Genomic DNA, 15,945 nt, shown 5'->3' on the forward strand with positions numbered 1-15,945 from the left:
AGCGCCCTACACGCTCCGCCGTAGATGCGCCGTGCCCGGTCCGTGGCTCTGAACTGCTCATGTCCTCCCTGAGGCGTACACGCCACTTGCACCTTTCCTTCACGGCGCCGGCACAGGCTATTGAAATGTCTGTTCATCATCAATAGCCTCCGGTCGGTCACCACACCGGTGGCTGGACCCGGGGGGGTTGGCGTGAACGGCAGGCGTCGTTGGTATGCGCAGGTACAGCACCCGATCTGGACGCGAGGACTGACACTTGTCACCGCGTTGGTCGGTGCTCTGGTACTTCTGGTGCAGGTGGGTGTAGCCGAAGACGTCGGCCCTTACCACTTCACCGGCACCGTCTGGAATCCGAAGGCGCTGCCTGCCACTCCTGCGGTCGGTAGCCATCCGCTCACCACTCCGACTCCAGCGAGTGTCAAGGCGCGCAGTCCGCTGCGCACTTACGCGGTGAGGTCACCCGCGTGGCCGGCGGCCGGCAGCGCCACGGTGTCCGTGGACCGGAAGGCAGGCGGGCCGACGAAGGCGGACGGCCTTCCCGTGTGGGTGAAGTCGACCACCGGAGCGAACACATCGGCGGCGTCCCCTGCACAGGTCCGGGTGCAGGTCGCTTCGCACTCCCAGACGATCCGCGCGGGGGCGGACGGCATGCTGGTCGGCGTCAGCCGGGGGAGCGATGACCCGGCGGTTTCGCGTGTGCAGGTCGTCCTGGACTACTCCGCGCTCGCGAAGGCGTATGGGGGCGGGTTCGGGTCGCGGCTGAAGTTGGTTCGCCTGCCGGCCTGCGCTCTGACGACGCCGCAACTCGCCGCCTGCCAGCGGCAGACCCCTTTGGCATTCGACAATCGCGTTGGCGCCCAGCAGTTGACGGCTACCGTGGACTTGGGGACCGACGCAGCCGCGCCTCTCACCGGGAGCGGTTCGGCTGCGGCTCGCTCATCTTCTGCGGCGGTGGGTGCGGCGCTTGCCGTGACGTCGGGCAGCTCCGGTTCTCAGGGCGACTACACGGCGACCGCGCCGAGTCAGTCGGGGACGTGGCAGACGTCGGCGACCGGCTCGTTCACCTACTCGTATCCGGTCGACGTCCCCACCGCTGTTGGTGGCGACGCTCCCACGGTCAGCCTGGATTACGACTCCCAGTCGCAGGACGGCGAGACCTCGGCTCGCAATTCCCAGTCGTCGTGGATCGGAGACGGGTGGGACTACCAGCCCGGATTCGTCCAGAGGTCCTACCGTGGCTGCGGCACACTTCTGGACAGCGATGGCAACAAGGTCCTCAAGGGGTCGGGGGACAGTTGCTGGGGTGGCTACAACGCCACCCTGTCCTTCGGTTCGCACTCGGGCACACTGGTGCCGACCGCGGTAGACCCGTCCGTACCTGACGAGATCAAGGCGTGGAAGCTGCAGGGAGACGACGGCACCGTCGTCCAGGAGCTTTCCGGAGCGGTGAACGGTCTGGAGGACGGTACCTACTTCCGTGTCCTGACCACGGACGGTACCGCGGCGTACTTCGGCGCGGACCATGCCCCGACTGCCGCCGGCACCGCGGGGGCGATGCAGTCCGGCACACCTGCCGACGACACCACCGACGCCGCCTGGGGGCTGCCCGTCCTGCATCCTCAGTCCGGGGACCCCTGTTACGAGGCGTCCAAGGGCAAGGCGTCTCGGTGTGACAAACCAGAGGGCTGGCGGTGGAACCTCGACTTCATCGTCTCGCCGAATGGTTTCGTGCAGCGTTATGACTACGCCGCCGAGACCAATTACTACGACCTGGGCGGCGGTCAAGCTCCCACCGGCTCGGACGGCACGCTCGTGTCCTACACCCGGGGTGGTTCACTGTCCGCCATCTCTTACGGCTACACGCTGGCCGACGAACATGCCGGCCGCACTCCCGCCGCACAGGTGGACTTCAGCAGCAAGCAGCGCTGCCAGACCATGTCGGGCTTCACCGACTGCTCGGCCGGCAATCTGAACGATTCGACGGCCCCACACTGGCCCGACGTGCCGTGGGACCTGCACTGCGACGCCAGTGACAGCACACACCTGCCCACAGGCTCCACCACGGTGCCCACCGACGTGTGCATCACCTCCTCGCCGACGTTCTTCACCACCACCCGGTTGGACAGCATCACCACCAAGGTCCATGTCAAAAACAGCTCCACCGACAAACTCGTGGCCGTCGACAGTTACCAGCTGGGGCAGGTGTACTCCGATGCCGGTGGCACCGTGGACCCGGTCACCGGCACCACTGTGGACCCGAAGGACGCCGGGTCGCTCCAGGCTGTCATGTGGCTTCAGTCCATCCAGCACACCGGTGAAGACACCTACGGCAACGGCAACAGCAACATCGCGCTGAACCAGGTCTCCTTCACAGGGACCGAGATCGACAACCGGGTCGACGACGCCTCACCGTCGGCACCGCCCCTCTACCATCCCCGAATCTCCTCCATCCAGACCGATACAGGCGCGTCCGTCGCTGTTGACTACAACCTCAACCCCTGCGAGGGCCTCACTCTGACGGCTGCCGTGGCGGACTCCAACACGCACTCCTGTTATCCCACCTGGTGGACCGTGCCCGGTGCGTCGAAGCCGATCGAGGACTGGTTCAACAAGACCACAGTGCACACTGTGACGTCCTCGGACCTGACGATCGCCTCCCAGTACAGTCCCGACGCGCAGAAGATCCCGGCCGGCTCCGAGGCGCAGGTCTCGACCTACTCGTACGGCAGTCCGGCCTGGCACCGGGACGACTCCGCTCAGACCGACGACCAGTACCGCACCTGGGACGAGTTCCGCGGCTTCCGTACCGTGACCGTTCGAACCGGCGCAGCCCCCGAACCGGTGACACAGACCACCACCACCTACCTCCAGGGCATGGACGGCGACTACAAGGCCGATGGATCGCGCCGATCGGTCTCTGTCAATGCCACGGTAGGCGGGTCGGTCGTGGAGAGCGTCACCGACTCCGATGATCTTGCCGGCGCGGCTCTGCAGACCGACACCTACTCCGCAGCGAGTGGCAACGTCGTCGCTTCGACCGTCAACGGACCTTTCACCTCGACCACCACCCAGACCGACGCCCAGACGCCCTGGACCGACTGGACTCAGGCAGACAACCCAGGGGAGTCCAAGCCGGGCCTGTCGACCCTCCCCGATCTTGTCGCCCGACGCGTGAAGTCCGCACGGAGCAGCGGCTACACGCTTCTCTCAGACGGGACGACCTGGCGGCACACCCAGACGGATACGACGTACGACAGCCAAGGACGCCTCTCGGCGACCGACTCGCACGGCGACGTCTCGGTCCCTGCTCAGGAGAAGTGCAGCACCACCACCTATGCGGCTCCGTCGAGCGGCAACTCGATGGCGCTGTCCTATCCCGACCGGACCACCGTGGTCAGCGGGCCCTGCGGTACAGCCGTCAGCGCCGCCAGCCTGCTGTCGGACCGGAAGGTCTACTACGACGGCGACGGCAGCCTGACGAACCTGGGTACCTTCGGCCGCCTCGACCAGAGCGGAAGCGCTGCCCTCGGCCAGGTCACGGCCGAGCAGACAGCCACCGGGTTCACCGGCAGTACGGAGAACTGGCAGACCAACGCCGCGATGTCCTACGACGGGGCCGGCCGCGTCACGGACACCCTCGACGTCAACGGCGCAGACACCCACACCGACTTCACACCCGCCTGGTCATCCTCCGGCGGCAACACGAACGCCGTCGGCATTGCGACGTTCAACCCACAGCAGTGGAAGGAGACTTCCACCCTCGACCCGCTGCGTGGCCTGCCGACGGAGGACGTCGACGCCAACGGCCGGGTCACGGACATCAGCTACGACGCTCTGGGGCGAAGGACCGCTGTCTGGCTGCCGGGCCGGGACAAGACCACGCAGAGCGCCGATCTGACGTTCGCCTACGCGATCAATCCGGGCGCCGTGCCCGCCCCGGGCGACACGATCACCAAGCCGGGAGCACCGTCCACCGTCACCACAAAAACCCTGCGCGAGGACGGAACCTACGCGACTTCGGTCGACATCTACGACGGGATGCTCCAACTCCGCCAGACGCAGGAGACCGCTGACGGTGACAGCAACTCCGGGCGGATCATCTCCGACACCTTCTACGACTCCCACGGATGGGCGACCGCGTCGTTCGCCCCCTACTCCGACCCCACCTCGTCCCCGGACACCACGCTGTACGCGGCCAACGAGAACGAGGTCCCCTCGGAGACCACCACCGGCTACGACGGCGAGGGACGCGCGGTCAGCAGCACCCTGTGGCACCAGGCGGTGCAGCAGTGGACCACCAAGACGAGTTACCCCGGTGCTGACGAGACCGACACCACTGCGCCGGTCGGAGGCCGCTCCACTGCCACCTTCACCGACGCACTCGGGCAGGTCAGCAGCAGCGTGGTGAAGAACACCGGCACCACCGTCACCCTCACCGGCGGTCAGACCATTCCGTCGGGCACTTCGCTGACCTCCGACAGCGTCCGGCTAGCGATGCAGGCTGACGGCAACCTGGTCCTCAGTGCCCTGGCAACCGGCACGACCATCTGGTCCAGCGGTACGAGTGGGAACCCGGGCGCCTACGCCCAGTTCGGTACGGACGGCAACCTCGTCGTCCGTACCACCGCCGGTACGACAAAGTGGACCACGGGCCTTGCCACCACCACCGGCGCCACGTTCCAAGTACGCAACGACTCCACCGCGGCCGTGGTCTCCAGCGCCGGCGGCACGTTGTGGCACCAGGGCACCGCAGGTGCTGTGCCGGCCGCCGACGCCACCACCCGCTACACCTACTATCCCGCCGGCCAGGTACACACGGTGAAGGACACCGCCGGCAACACGTGGTCGTACTCCTACGACCTTCTCGGCAGGCCGACCGCCCAGACGGATCCCAACGTCGGAACCACCACGTTCGACAAGTACGACCAAGCCGGCAACCTCCTTCAGACCACCGATCCGCGAGGCCAGATCACCTCCTACGGCTACGACTGGGACAACCGGGTCACCGCCGAGTACAGCGGACCATGGTCAGCCACGCCGGACACCACCAAGGAGCAGGCGTCCTGGACGTACGACACCCTGGACAAGGCCAAGGGGCAGCTCACCTCCTCGACCCGCTACGTCAACGGCGCCACGGGAACGACGAGCAAGGCGTACACCGAGGCGGTGACCGGGTACAACACCGCCTACCAGCCGCTCGGCTCCACCCTCACCGTGCCTGCATCCGACGGCTTCGCGGCTGCCGGGCAGACTACCGCTCCCACGAGCGGCACGGTGACCTACACCAGCACCAACGCGTACACGCCCACCGTGGGGCTGCTGTCCACCGTCCACTACCAGGCTGACGGCAAACTGCCGGCCGAGGACGTGGACTTCGGCTACACCCAGCAAGGCGACCTGGACTCCTTCGGTGGCTTCATCAACGCCTCCAACACCCCCTCCTACCTGGACGCGACCGTCCACGACCCGTTCGGCCGGGTCCTGCAGACCAACTACGGGGCGACCGGCAAGGAACTCGCCACTTTCGCCCAATACGACGCCACCACAGGTCGCACCACCCAGACGTCCGACATGCTCCAGACGTCGACCACCGCCCTGGACGTCGTCAACTACCGCTATGACCAGTCCGGCCAGCTCACTGCCGCTGATGACCTCCAGGACAACACCGCCCACGACACGCAGTGCTTCACCTATGACTCGTTCCAGCGGCTGACGGCGGCGTGGACCGACACCGGTGGCATCACCGACCCGGGGACAGCGCAGGTCGGCGCTGTCGGGGGATGCAACAACACCTCGGTCCAGACCTCCACGAGCTCCTCCGTCAAGACCACAACGGTCGGCGGTCCGGCGCCCTACTGGCAGACCTACAGCTACGACCTGCTCGGCGACCGGACGGGCATGGTCGATCACGACCCCACTGGCAACGCCGCCGCCGACTCCACCCAAACCACCAGCTACACCGGCACGAACGGCACCACCAGCGCGAGTCTGCCCGACCAGGCGGGCGCCACCACCACCGCGAATCCGACCAGCGGTACCAGCACATCCACGCCCGGCTACACCGACCCGGCTCACGCCAACGTCAACGCGGGCGATACCACTACCCGCAAGATCACGTCCACCGGCCCGCTCGTGAGTGCCTTCACCATCAGCGGAGGGGGCAAGAAGTGCGTGGAGGACGCATCGTCCTCCACCACCGCCGGAGCCAAGGTGCAGATCAATACCTGTGGCACCGCGGCCGGCCAGAAGTGGTCCATCGGCACGGATGGGACGATCCGGGTCCAAGGACTCTGCCTGGACACCACCGGCAACGCGACCACCGCCGGAACCAAGGTCGTCATCGACACGTGCAGCGCCGATGCCACGCAGAAGTGGAAGGTCAGCAGCGCCGCCACCCTGGTCAGCGTGGCGGCTCCCACCCTGTGCCTCACCGACCCGTCGGCGAGCGCCACCAACGCCACCCAGTTGACCCTGGCCGCTTGCGGTGCCAGCGGCCAGACCTGGACCAACGCGGCCGACGGGGCCGTCTCTGCCGGCCAGACGCAGACCTTCACCTACGACGTCGAGGGCCGCACTGCCAGCGTCACGACGGGCTCAGGCACCGGCGCCACCAGCAGCAAGTACTTGTACGACGCCGACGGCAACCTCCTGGAGCAGACCGAGTCGACCGGTACGACCGACAACACCCGGGTCCTGTACCTCTTCGGTGGCGCCGAGCAGATCACCCTCAATGTGGCAGCCAAGACATGGACCGGCCTGCGCAACTACACGGGCCCCGATGGGACAACCATCACCCGGTCGAGCAGCGGGTCCGTCACGTACCAGGTCGCCAATGTCCAGGGCACGGCGACAACAGCGATCGATGCCTCGACTCTGGCCGTCAGCCGCCGTTTCTACGATCCGTACGGCAACCCCCGCGGTGCGCAGCCGTCCTCCTGGGTGGCTCCGGACGACAACCGAGGTTTCCTTGGCCAGCCGTCCGACGTCGCCACCGGCCTGGACCTTCTCGGTGCCCGTGACTACGACCCCGTGCAGGGTCGCTTCCTGACCGCCGACCCGCTCTTCCAGGCGGGTGACCCCAACCAGATGGGCGGCTACAGCTACGCAGCCGACAACCCGGCGAGCGGATCGGACCCCACCGGTTACGACGACTGGTACAACGACCCCTCGGTGAACACCTGCGTCGTGGACTGCGGACCGCCTCCCGGCAACCCCAACAGCAGCGGACCTTCGTACACCGACACCTCCAGCGGTAGCAGTTCGGGCGGTGGCAAGAAGAGCGGTGGCGGTTGCCACCACTTCTGGTGCCATGCCGGCCACGCCCTGGAGAAGGCGGCGCCGTACGTCGGGGTGGCCGCTGTCGTCACGGTCGCTGCTGTTGGAGTCGGAACCTGTGTGACGGAGTCCCTCGGGGTCCTAGGCCCCGCCTGTGTCAGCGGTGCGACGGCGACCGTTGTGACCGCGTGCGGCGCGCTGATGGGCGACTGCGGTGAGGGCCCTGACGGTGACCCCACCGCGCGGGACAGCGAAGATGCCGGTGCGGACGCCGGCGCCGCGAAACAGGCCGAGCACGACGGCGATGCCGCGAAGGCGCCCACCGCGGGAGAGAAGGCCCGCGACGACTCCTCCGGTGACGGCACGCCGGCCCCGGCCGACGACTGGGAGAACGACCCCAAGCAGAACAAGGCAGTCGCCGAACCGAGCAAGCCCAGCACGGGCACGGAAAAACCGAGTCCGCGAGGACCTTCGACACGCGGGCCTGTCGGCCCGAAATCTCGGCCCGCCCATCTGCACAAGGAAGCAGCGCCCGCCGATTGGACGCCTGACGAGCGAGCTGATCGTGGCGATGCTCTCGCTCGGGCCGCCGTGGTCGAGAACCGAGTCGCGCGGCTTGCCTCCAGGGCTTACGTCTCGGGTTACCACATCGAAACCGGTGAACTGGCGGTCGCCTCATCGGGCCCAGACGTCGCGGGCTGCGCAGCGAGCTACTGCGCGGAAGGGAATGTGGCTCGTGCACTGGGCGGGGACTGGACGAAGATACGTTTCGGATTTGCTTATGTAGCAGAGGCGGTGAAGGGAAGCGACCCGAGGGAGTACGCCCCAGTAATGAAGCCTGTTTGCGTCAACTGCCAACGTGACTACCCGCCGGACAACTTTGGTCCGGGGGTGGTGGGCGAGCCGGGCGGTGTATGGTGAGAACCGGAGTGGCATGTCAAACGGATAGTTTTTCATGCTCTCCCTCATGCTCGCTGTTCATCGTCTGAGGAGTTGAATTAATTGAGCCTCGCGCGCAAAGAACTCGGTCGACAGGACTGGGGGTTGATGCAATGCGGGTGCGGGAAATCGGCGCAGCATCTGGTCCAGTTGTTGGAGTCCGCAATCGACGGGAATCCCGGAGCGCTGCGTTCTTTGGACGGTCATGTATTTGTCCAGTCGATTCTGATGGAGTCGGCTCCCGCTGCATGTTCCGTCCTCATGGCAATGTTTGCCGATGGCATCAATCCGGCGCAGATGGAAGAGGCTGCATGGGCGGTCCTGTGGTTCGCAGCGGGGGAGGAGGATGGGGACTCGGTAGATTCGGGCTACTACTGGCGCTGCTTTGCGAAAATCAGAGACGGTCTTTGGATGGTCTATAGGGAGCTCCTGAAGAAGCACGATTCGGTGACAAGAGGATATCTCGATGACATCCTGGAAATCGTGGAGTGGGATGCCTCCAGGCTTGCTTACTACAGGGGCCTCGTATGAGATGATGGCGAGCTGGCGCACCCGAGATTCAGGTCGCGGCTTCTGAGGCCGCGTTTGAGCTCTACTGAGATGCCAGCCATGCGGTGTACCAGTCGTGGAAGTCCGGCCCTGAGGTCAGGCCACCCCAGGACTGGTCATCGAGCCAGACTTGTCCGGCGTTTCTGCCCGTGATGACGAGGCGAGAGAAGGCGCCGCACCCGATCTCGCCGAGGATCAGCGTCCCCACAACCGAGTAGTCGTTGCCGCCTCCCCTACCCGGCCCAGGCCAGTCCGTGGTGTGCGGGAACGGGGTGGCCAGGAAGCCGACTCGTAGGCACTCGGCCCGAAGGTCGTGCAGGGCCTCTTCATCGTCTACTTCCTCCGCCAGACCAAGCAGTCCGTAGTCCGGTCCCGCGCCGCCGCCAGCGACCGTCTTCAAGAAGGCCCGGTAGGACGCGGGGAGGGTGACACCGTGCAGTTGTTCGAAAGAGCGGATTGCCGCCTCGGATAGGGGCCGATGAAGCCGGTATTCGTGGTGAGAGGCGCCGAAGCGGCGGAGTTCAGGATCGTCCCGGGCCATGGCGGCGATACGAGAGCGCACCGAGGCACCGTTCCAGGTCCCGCTCGGGTCGGCGGTGTCGGGGGTCACGCCCGAACCGTATCTTCGTTCCGCTCCATCCGGATCAATGGCCTGGAGCCCGAGCGTGTGGCGGGCCGGCCGCGGGTGAGCCGGCGGACCATGATGCCGGTCATCGCCCAGCGGATCATGGTCTCCGATCGGGCCGGGCTGGCCTCGTAATCCCGGGTCAGTCGGCGGTGAGCAGTGAGCCATGAGAATGTGCGCTCCACCGCCCACCTCTTCGATTGGACCCGGAAGCCGCGCTGATCGGGCTCCTTTCGGACGATCTCCAGATCCCGGCCATGGGTCTGCCGGCTCCAGTCGACCAGGCGGCCGGCGAAGCCTTGGTCAGCTCATATCTTTCGGACACCGGGGTGATCGAGGCGAGTCCACAGCAGCGGGCGATTGGCACCGTCGCGGTCCTGGACGTTCGCCGCCACAACGTGGACCGCCAGGAGCAAGCCGAGGGTGTCGGAGGGCCAGTTCGCTATGGCACGGCAGTGGCACTCCCAGTCCGGGCCAGCCGTGGCTGGGTGCCAGGACTTCGCTGGACCGGATTTCCGTGCCCGAGCCGGGGTTCATATCCGGATCAACCGGTGCATTCCACGCGATTGTATGTGATGCAGTTCACCGAAAATGCGTCTCGGCATACGAGAGCGCCTCGGGCCCCAGCGGTCAACCGAGGCCATTCGGTGTCCGCCCGCCGGAATTCCTCGCCTAATGGCACGCCAGTGGCACGCGGCACCGTAATTGGTTTGGACAACGACAAAGCCCCAACTCCGTGAGCTGGGGCTTTTGCATGGAGCGGATGACGGGAATCGAACCCGCGCTCTGAGCTTGGGAATCACAGGGGCCCTTCTGGCGTACCCGCTGGTCATGGGCCTGCGGCGTCCTGGGAGGCGGATCGGGGCGGGCCGGGGCTGACCGTGGCAGACCGATGCATACCGCTGGGTATTGTGCGGATGTGGTGCGGGCGGACCGGGGCGTGGTCCTGGTCAGGGGAACAGGGCGACGATGGAGTGGCAGAGGGCCGTCGTGTCTGCGATGGCGCGGCGGCTATCGGTGTCGGAAATGACGAGACGCTGGCCAACGCGGAGGCTGGAATTCGGCACCTTCGACAGGTATTTCTGGTCGACGATGCCGTCGTTGTGGGTGAATACATGACGGATCGCCCAGGTCTCGGTGAGCTGTTGCCATGTCGAAGAGCTGAGAGTCGCCCGGAGGTCGGCGTATCCAGCGGCAGTGAAGAGGTCGGCCATGTCGTCAAGGCGCTGGAAGATGCTGCCCTTGCCTTTCAGGCGGGTCTCCGCGTCGGATACCGCGGACCTGAAGAGGGCTGAGGCGAGTGCTTCCACGATGCCGACTACGTTCTCGATGGTGTCGACCCAACTCCGGCTGAAGACTCCTTGCTCACGCAGAACTGCTTTGGTCTCTGGCGGCAAGGCGTCCAGGGCGTCGAGGCGCGTGGTTTCGGCTTGGAGGGCGTCGAAGGCCACGGTCGCAGGAGACAGCGAGCCGCAGACCGGGCAGTAGCGGTGCTCGCCGAACACCGCGTACTTGACGTCGCAGGAGGCGCATGTGCGGACCCGTGCCAAGCGCTCCTCATTGATGCCGGGCAGGGGTCGGGGGTAGTGAGGCCGACTCCGGTAGGAGAACGAGACAGGGCCGCCGCGAGGCGCGCTCCTGGCGAGTCGGCCGAAGGCTGTGTCGAGTGATCGCTGGACGAACTGCGCGGCAAACTCCTCAGCGGCACGGATCGCTCGGTCGCGTTGCTGAGCGGTCATGAACTCGGAGTGCTCCTGGTGGCAGCCGCAGTAGACGCACCACAGAACCAGGTCGTTCGGCAGGGCTTCGTAGTCCTCCACGTCCATGCGGAAGATCAGCCCGCACTCCGGGCACTGGCGCCCGAAGAATCCGTCCTCATCGGCAGGCATGCTGACGCCGATCCGGTAGTCGTTGCCTTGGCGACCCGCGACCTCGGCTCCTTCGGGCATTGGAAAACCAGGCATTCCCCACATGAGCTGATTGTGCGCCCAAGAACTGACCACGGACAGGTGCGCGCGGTGGCCTTCTCGCAACCTTCGCTGCCCTGACCCGCTGATGGGACGAGGACCAGGTGCAGGCGCTGAGGGTCGTCACCCTCGTGGGCAGCCTAGCTTCCGTTTTCGCGCCCCTGACAGCGGCGCTGGCCCGACGCATCTCCTGGCGGGGACGCCCTGACTGGGGCGGAGCGGTCCGTGCCGGGGTCGCTGCCTGCCACTCCTCGCGGTGTGCAGGTTGACCGGCCCAGCTCGCCCGCAAACCGAATGGAGATGCCGAGGGCGGACCGCGCTTATGTAGCGATCTTCGTTTCTGGAAGCCAGAGATCGGGCCCGAGTCGTCTCAGCCGGTCGCGACGGGCATCGCAGTCCGACATGACCCGCTGAACCGTCCGCCAGAATCGTTCGCTGTGATCGGGCACATGCAAATGGGCGAGCTCGTGCACGAGCACATAGTCGATCAGATCGGGGGCAAGCTGCATGGTCGCCCAATGGATGTTGAGATCGCCATAGAGCGAGCACGAGCCCCAGCGATAGCCCAGAGGGCGGACCCGGAGTTCACCGCAAGCTACGTCCAGGCGCTTGGCCCATGGCCGGAGCCGACCGGGCAACCAGCTTGTACCACGGCGGGTGTACCAGGCAATCAGGGCCGTGGACGCGTCGTGGAGAGCGTCCGCTCGGATCTCCAGCCGACCTCGCAGCAACCGCACGTCGGTCGGGCCGGTTTCGACGACCAGTAGTCGGTGACTGCGCCCCAAGTAGGGAAAACCCTCCCCGGAGACAAACTCACGTGGCGGCCGGCCCTCGCTCAGTGACTCGCGTTCTGCGAGCTTGCCGTACAGCCATCGCCGCCGGCTTCTGATCAGCTTGACCAATTCGGCTTGCTCGATGCCTGGGGGGACGGTGACGCTGACAGTCGAGTCACGCTCGACGGTCAGCCTGATCTGTCGGCGTCGCTCGCTGACCCGCACCTGTACGTCGAGATCGTCGACTCGTAGGACCTCGAAGGAGGCTGATCCCTTCACAGCCACATCCTTGCATCCACCACAGACCTCCCTAATCAGGCTCGACGTCAAGGGCGTGGGATCTCTGCACGCCGGTGCCCAATCACTTCCACCAGTTGGTCGGCCAGCGAGTCGACCTTGTCGATCGGCGCCGCATCCTTGGTGATCAGCAACTGGACGGTCTGGCGCCGGAAGTCCTCCTGATCGACCGGGCTCCGCCAGAAATCACGCCGATGCGTTACCTGCTGGGCGAGGGTGTAGATGCCGGTGCTGATCTCGCACAAAAACTCGTCGGTCTCCGGGTCGACCACACCATCATGCGCAGTCTCCTCTAGCAGGACACCGTACAGAGCGCGTTCGACCAGGCTGAGTGTGTCGTCTGGTGCGGAGCGGTCGGCTCGCAGCTCGGCGACCAAGTCGGCCAGGAGCGCGGCTTGCTGTTCCCAATTCTCGGCGTACTCACGCAGGATCTCTTCGAGGCGCTGGCTAAGCAGCCTGTAGAAGCGAGGGTCCTTGCCCCGGTTGATCTCGATATGGTCCCGTAGGGCGTGCTCCATCTCCGAGGCGCGGGTTCGTGCTCCGGGCAGTGCCGCCACCTTCTCCTCGAAGTCGTCCGCTGTCAGTGACACCGGCGGCAGCTTCTGGTCAATGCCGAGCGACAGCAGGTGATCGTCGAGTAGTTGCCGAACCTTCGCGCCGTACGCGGCGGGGTCGAAGTCGCCACCGTCAACACGGAACCTGCGCTTGGCCCGCATAGCGATCTCCGCGTAGAGGGTGGCATCTTTCAGGAAGGGGCGCACCGTCGGTTCGGGAAGAATGACGTCGATCGTAGTGAGGAACCGCTTGAGGTCGGCCTCGAACCTGTCGAAGCGGGCTCCGTCACCCAACAGAAGCACACACTCTTCCATGGTTGTCCCTGAAGGAGACACACCGTGGTCGGTGAAGACCGCTTGGAGGCGTCGGCGGATCGGATCCAGCTTGGCGACTTCCTCGCGGAGATTGACGAGCACCCCATCGACATCATCGGCGGCGTAGGCCGCGAGCGCTTTGGCCAGATGATTGGCGACACCGAAGTAGTCGACGACATAACCGCACTTCTTTCCCTTGGCCGGCCGGTTGACCCGGGCCACCGCCTGCAACAGCTCGGCCTGTTTGAGTGAGCGGTCGATGTAGAGCACCTGCTCGATCGGTGCATCGAAGCCAGTCAGCAGCATCGACTTGACGATCAGGAATGCGATCGGCTTGTCGTCTGGGCCCATTTCTGGTGCAAACGGCTTCGTGAAGTCGTCGACTCTGCGTTCCTGCGACTCCTGCGCGGTCCAATAGGCAAAGCGTTCTTCGTTGTCGTCTGTACCTGGTGAGATTACGGGAACGAAGTCCATGGCGCGGAGCAGATCGAGATTCCGGTTGGCATTGATCTGCGCGATCTGTCTGGCGGTCAGCTCATCAAGCGGAGTATCGAGCAACCGCGCCGGGACCGACTCGGCTTTGCGGACCAGTTCGTCCCTCGCGGCGATCAGAGCCGCTCGGTAGCGCAGTGTCGCCTCCCGGCTGTTCGCCACCAGTTGCGCTTTGAATCCGCCGGGCAACACGGTCGTGACGTAGTGCCGGAGAACGTGCCTGGCTTTGGCCGTGATCAGCTCCTCCGATTCGAGCACATCGCCCTTGGTGGCGAATCGACGCTGCAGGGCCTCGCGGTCCTCGTCACTTTGCTCGGCGAAGAGGTCCTCGAAGACCTCGTCGAGGTCACGTCCGTCTTTGACCGCGCCCTTGACTGTGTTGCCCTCGTAAAAGATCCGCACGACCGCGCCATCCGCCTCGGCGTCGGCTAGCCGGTAGGTATCGATGATGCTTCCGAAGATTTGGGAGGTTTTCTTCTGCTTCCCCATGATGATCGGGGTTCCGGTGAAGCCGATCCGGGCGCAGTTGGGCAGCGCCTCCAACAAATTCATGTGCAGGGTGGAGCCGTGGGACCGATGTGCCTCGTCGATGAGGACGACAATCGCACTGCCAGCGTTGAGTTCCCCGAGTGAAGGGACGGCCTCGCTCAGTTCGCCGATGGTAGTCCTTGCCGCTACGTCCTGCTGTTTCTGGATCATCACGGCGACGATGCCGGGGCCGTCGGCTGCCAAGAGCCGCTTGGCCTCCTTTACCCGCTTGGCCTCCTCGACCTCTTCCCCAGTAAGCCGGAGCGTCTCGGACAACTGCTTCTGCAGGTGGGTCCGGTCAGTGACCAACACGACCTTGACTGCCGACAGTTCTGGAATCGACCGCATGCGGCGGACGAGGAAGGTCATGGTGAGGCTCTTACCGGAGCCCTGGGTGTGCCAAATGATTCCGCCTCGCCGATCCTGAACACCGTCCTCTTCGCGCGTGGCACCTGTCAGCAGGCGTTCCAGGGTCTTCTCGACCGCGCGGTACTGCTGGTAGCGCGGTGCGGCCTTTATCCGGATGCCGTTGTCCAGGGTCATGAACGTTACGTAGTCGTGGATAATCCGCAAGAGCCGCTCGGGGTGGAGTACCACCGCAGTGAGCCGGTTCTGCTCGGTAACCGACCGCTCATCGCACCCGAGCTGGGCCGCGATGATCGCGTCAGTGAGCGGGTACGGGTCGCGCCAGGGTGTGTAGTGCTCGGTGTCGCCCGTGAACGTGCCCAGACGTGCCCGCTCTCCGCACGTCGCCACGGTCAGCTGGACGCTGTGGAAGAGCTTTGGATTTCCGGTGGGGACCTTGGCGCGGCCCTGGCCGGCGTACCGCTTCAACTGCGTAACGGCCTGGGCGATCGCGTCACCTTTGTCCGGCTTCTTACACTCCACCACGACGAGGGGGATACCGTTCACCAGCAGTACCTCGTCAGGTGCAATGTGCTTCAGCCCGCTCGTGCCCGGCACGTCGACACGGAACTGGGACACGACCACGAACTCATTGTGCTGCCAGTGCTTCCAGTCGATGAAGTGGACGCGCTGGTCCCGTCCTCCGTCCCAGCCAGGCAAGCCCGGCACGGTAACGCCCTTGATCAGCAGCTCGGTCGCTAGCTCGTTGGCGTCCAGCAGACCTCTGGCCGTGATCCGAGTCAGCTCGCTCAGCGCCTGGCTAATCCGCGCATCGTCCAGCCAGGGTTCCCCGTCCGGCCCGGGGTTGATGTCACGCAGCGCCTTACGCAGTCGCGTCTCCATCAGTACGTCTGCGAACGAGTCGCGCCCGGACTCTGTCGGGTCCTCTGGCTTGAAGGCGCCCTCCGCCTGGCCTGGCAGGTGCTCCCACCCCATCAGCGTCAACTGCCGGAGCAGCGGAGCCTCAACCTGTGTGTACTCGGGCCCAGACATGAGCGTCCTCGCTTCACATCAGCGTGCGATCAGCAGCAGCCCCAATCATCGCCTGCGGAGACCGTGACACGCCACGGATTCCCACAAGCCGGGCAGCATCAGAGCTAACGAGCCAGCTCGCCACGCTCCACCCAAGCCGGCCGAAGAGGCCCACTCTCTGGATTCTTGAAGTCTTTTACCCCAACTGGCCAACCAGCTCCGCAAATTCACACAGATATCATCATTCCGCTATT

7 protein-coding genes are annotated in these 15,945 nt (G+C 65.4%); 2 read left to right on the forward strand and 5 right to left on the reverse strand.

The genetic code is table 11. From position 1 onward, the window contains the following. The first annotated feature begins 192 nt into the window (after window positions 1–192). Both AC3ERT_RS22375 and AC3ERT_RS22380 read left to right on the forward strand, forming a co-directional pair. Window positions 193–8,196, forward strand: a complete 8,004-nt coding sequence (locus AC3ERT_RS22375; RefSeq protein WP_435176360.1) for a ricin-type beta-trefoil lectin domain protein — start codon at window positions 193–195, stop codon at window positions 8,194–8,196. Between the two features lie 81 nt (window positions 8,197–8,277). Then, entirely contained in the window at window positions 8,278–8,745 is a 468-nt protein-coding gene (locus tag AC3ERT_RS22380; protein ID WP_435176362.1) for a hypothetical protein, read from the forward strand. A gap of 61 nt (window positions 8,746–8,806) precedes the next feature. Here AC3ERT_RS22380 and AC3ERT_RS22385 read toward each other — a convergent pair whose 3' ends face one another. The 5 genes from AC3ERT_RS22385 to AC3ERT_RS22405 all read right to left on the reverse strand — a co-directional run bounded on the left by AC3ERT_RS22385 (window position 8,807) and on the right by AC3ERT_RS22405 (window position 15,712). Then, window positions 8,807–9,373 (reverse strand): SMI1/KNR4 family protein, encoded by a 567-nt coding sequence (locus tag AC3ERT_RS22385; RefSeq protein WP_435176364.1) that lies wholly within the window; start codon window positions 9,371–9,373, stop codon window positions 8,807–8,809. Beyond that, a complete protein-coding gene (locus tag AC3ERT_RS22390; RefSeq protein WP_435176473.1) occupies window positions 9,370–9,672 on the reverse strand; it encodes a transposase in 303 nt (100 codons plus the stop codon). The genes AC3ERT_RS22385 and AC3ERT_RS22390 overlap by 4 nt, the downstream gene beginning before the upstream one ends. Window positions 9,673–10,338: 666 nt before the next feature. Beyond that, a complete protein-coding gene (locus AC3ERT_RS22395; protein ID WP_435176366.1) occupies window positions 10,339–11,337 on the reverse strand; it encodes a hypothetical protein in 999 nt (332 codons plus the stop codon). A gap of 338 nt (window positions 11,338–11,675) precedes the next feature. Next, the gene (locus AC3ERT_RS22400) at window positions 11,676–12,407 is read right to left on the reverse strand and encodes a M48 family metallopeptidase (RefSeq protein WP_435176368.1); all 732 of its coding nucleotides are present in this window, start codon (window positions 12,405–12,407) and stop codon (window positions 11,676–11,678) included. Between the two features lie 47 nt (window positions 12,408–12,454). Beyond that, window positions 12,455–15,712, reverse strand: coding sequence for a type I restriction endonuclease subunit R (locus tag AC3ERT_RS22405; protein WP_435176370.1), 3,258 nt, complete (start codon window positions 15,710–15,712; stop codon window positions 12,455–12,457). Window positions 15,713–15,945: the final 233 nt, after the last annotated feature.

The sequence above is a fragment of the Actinacidiphila sp. bgisy145 genome (genome assembly GCF_057708125.1).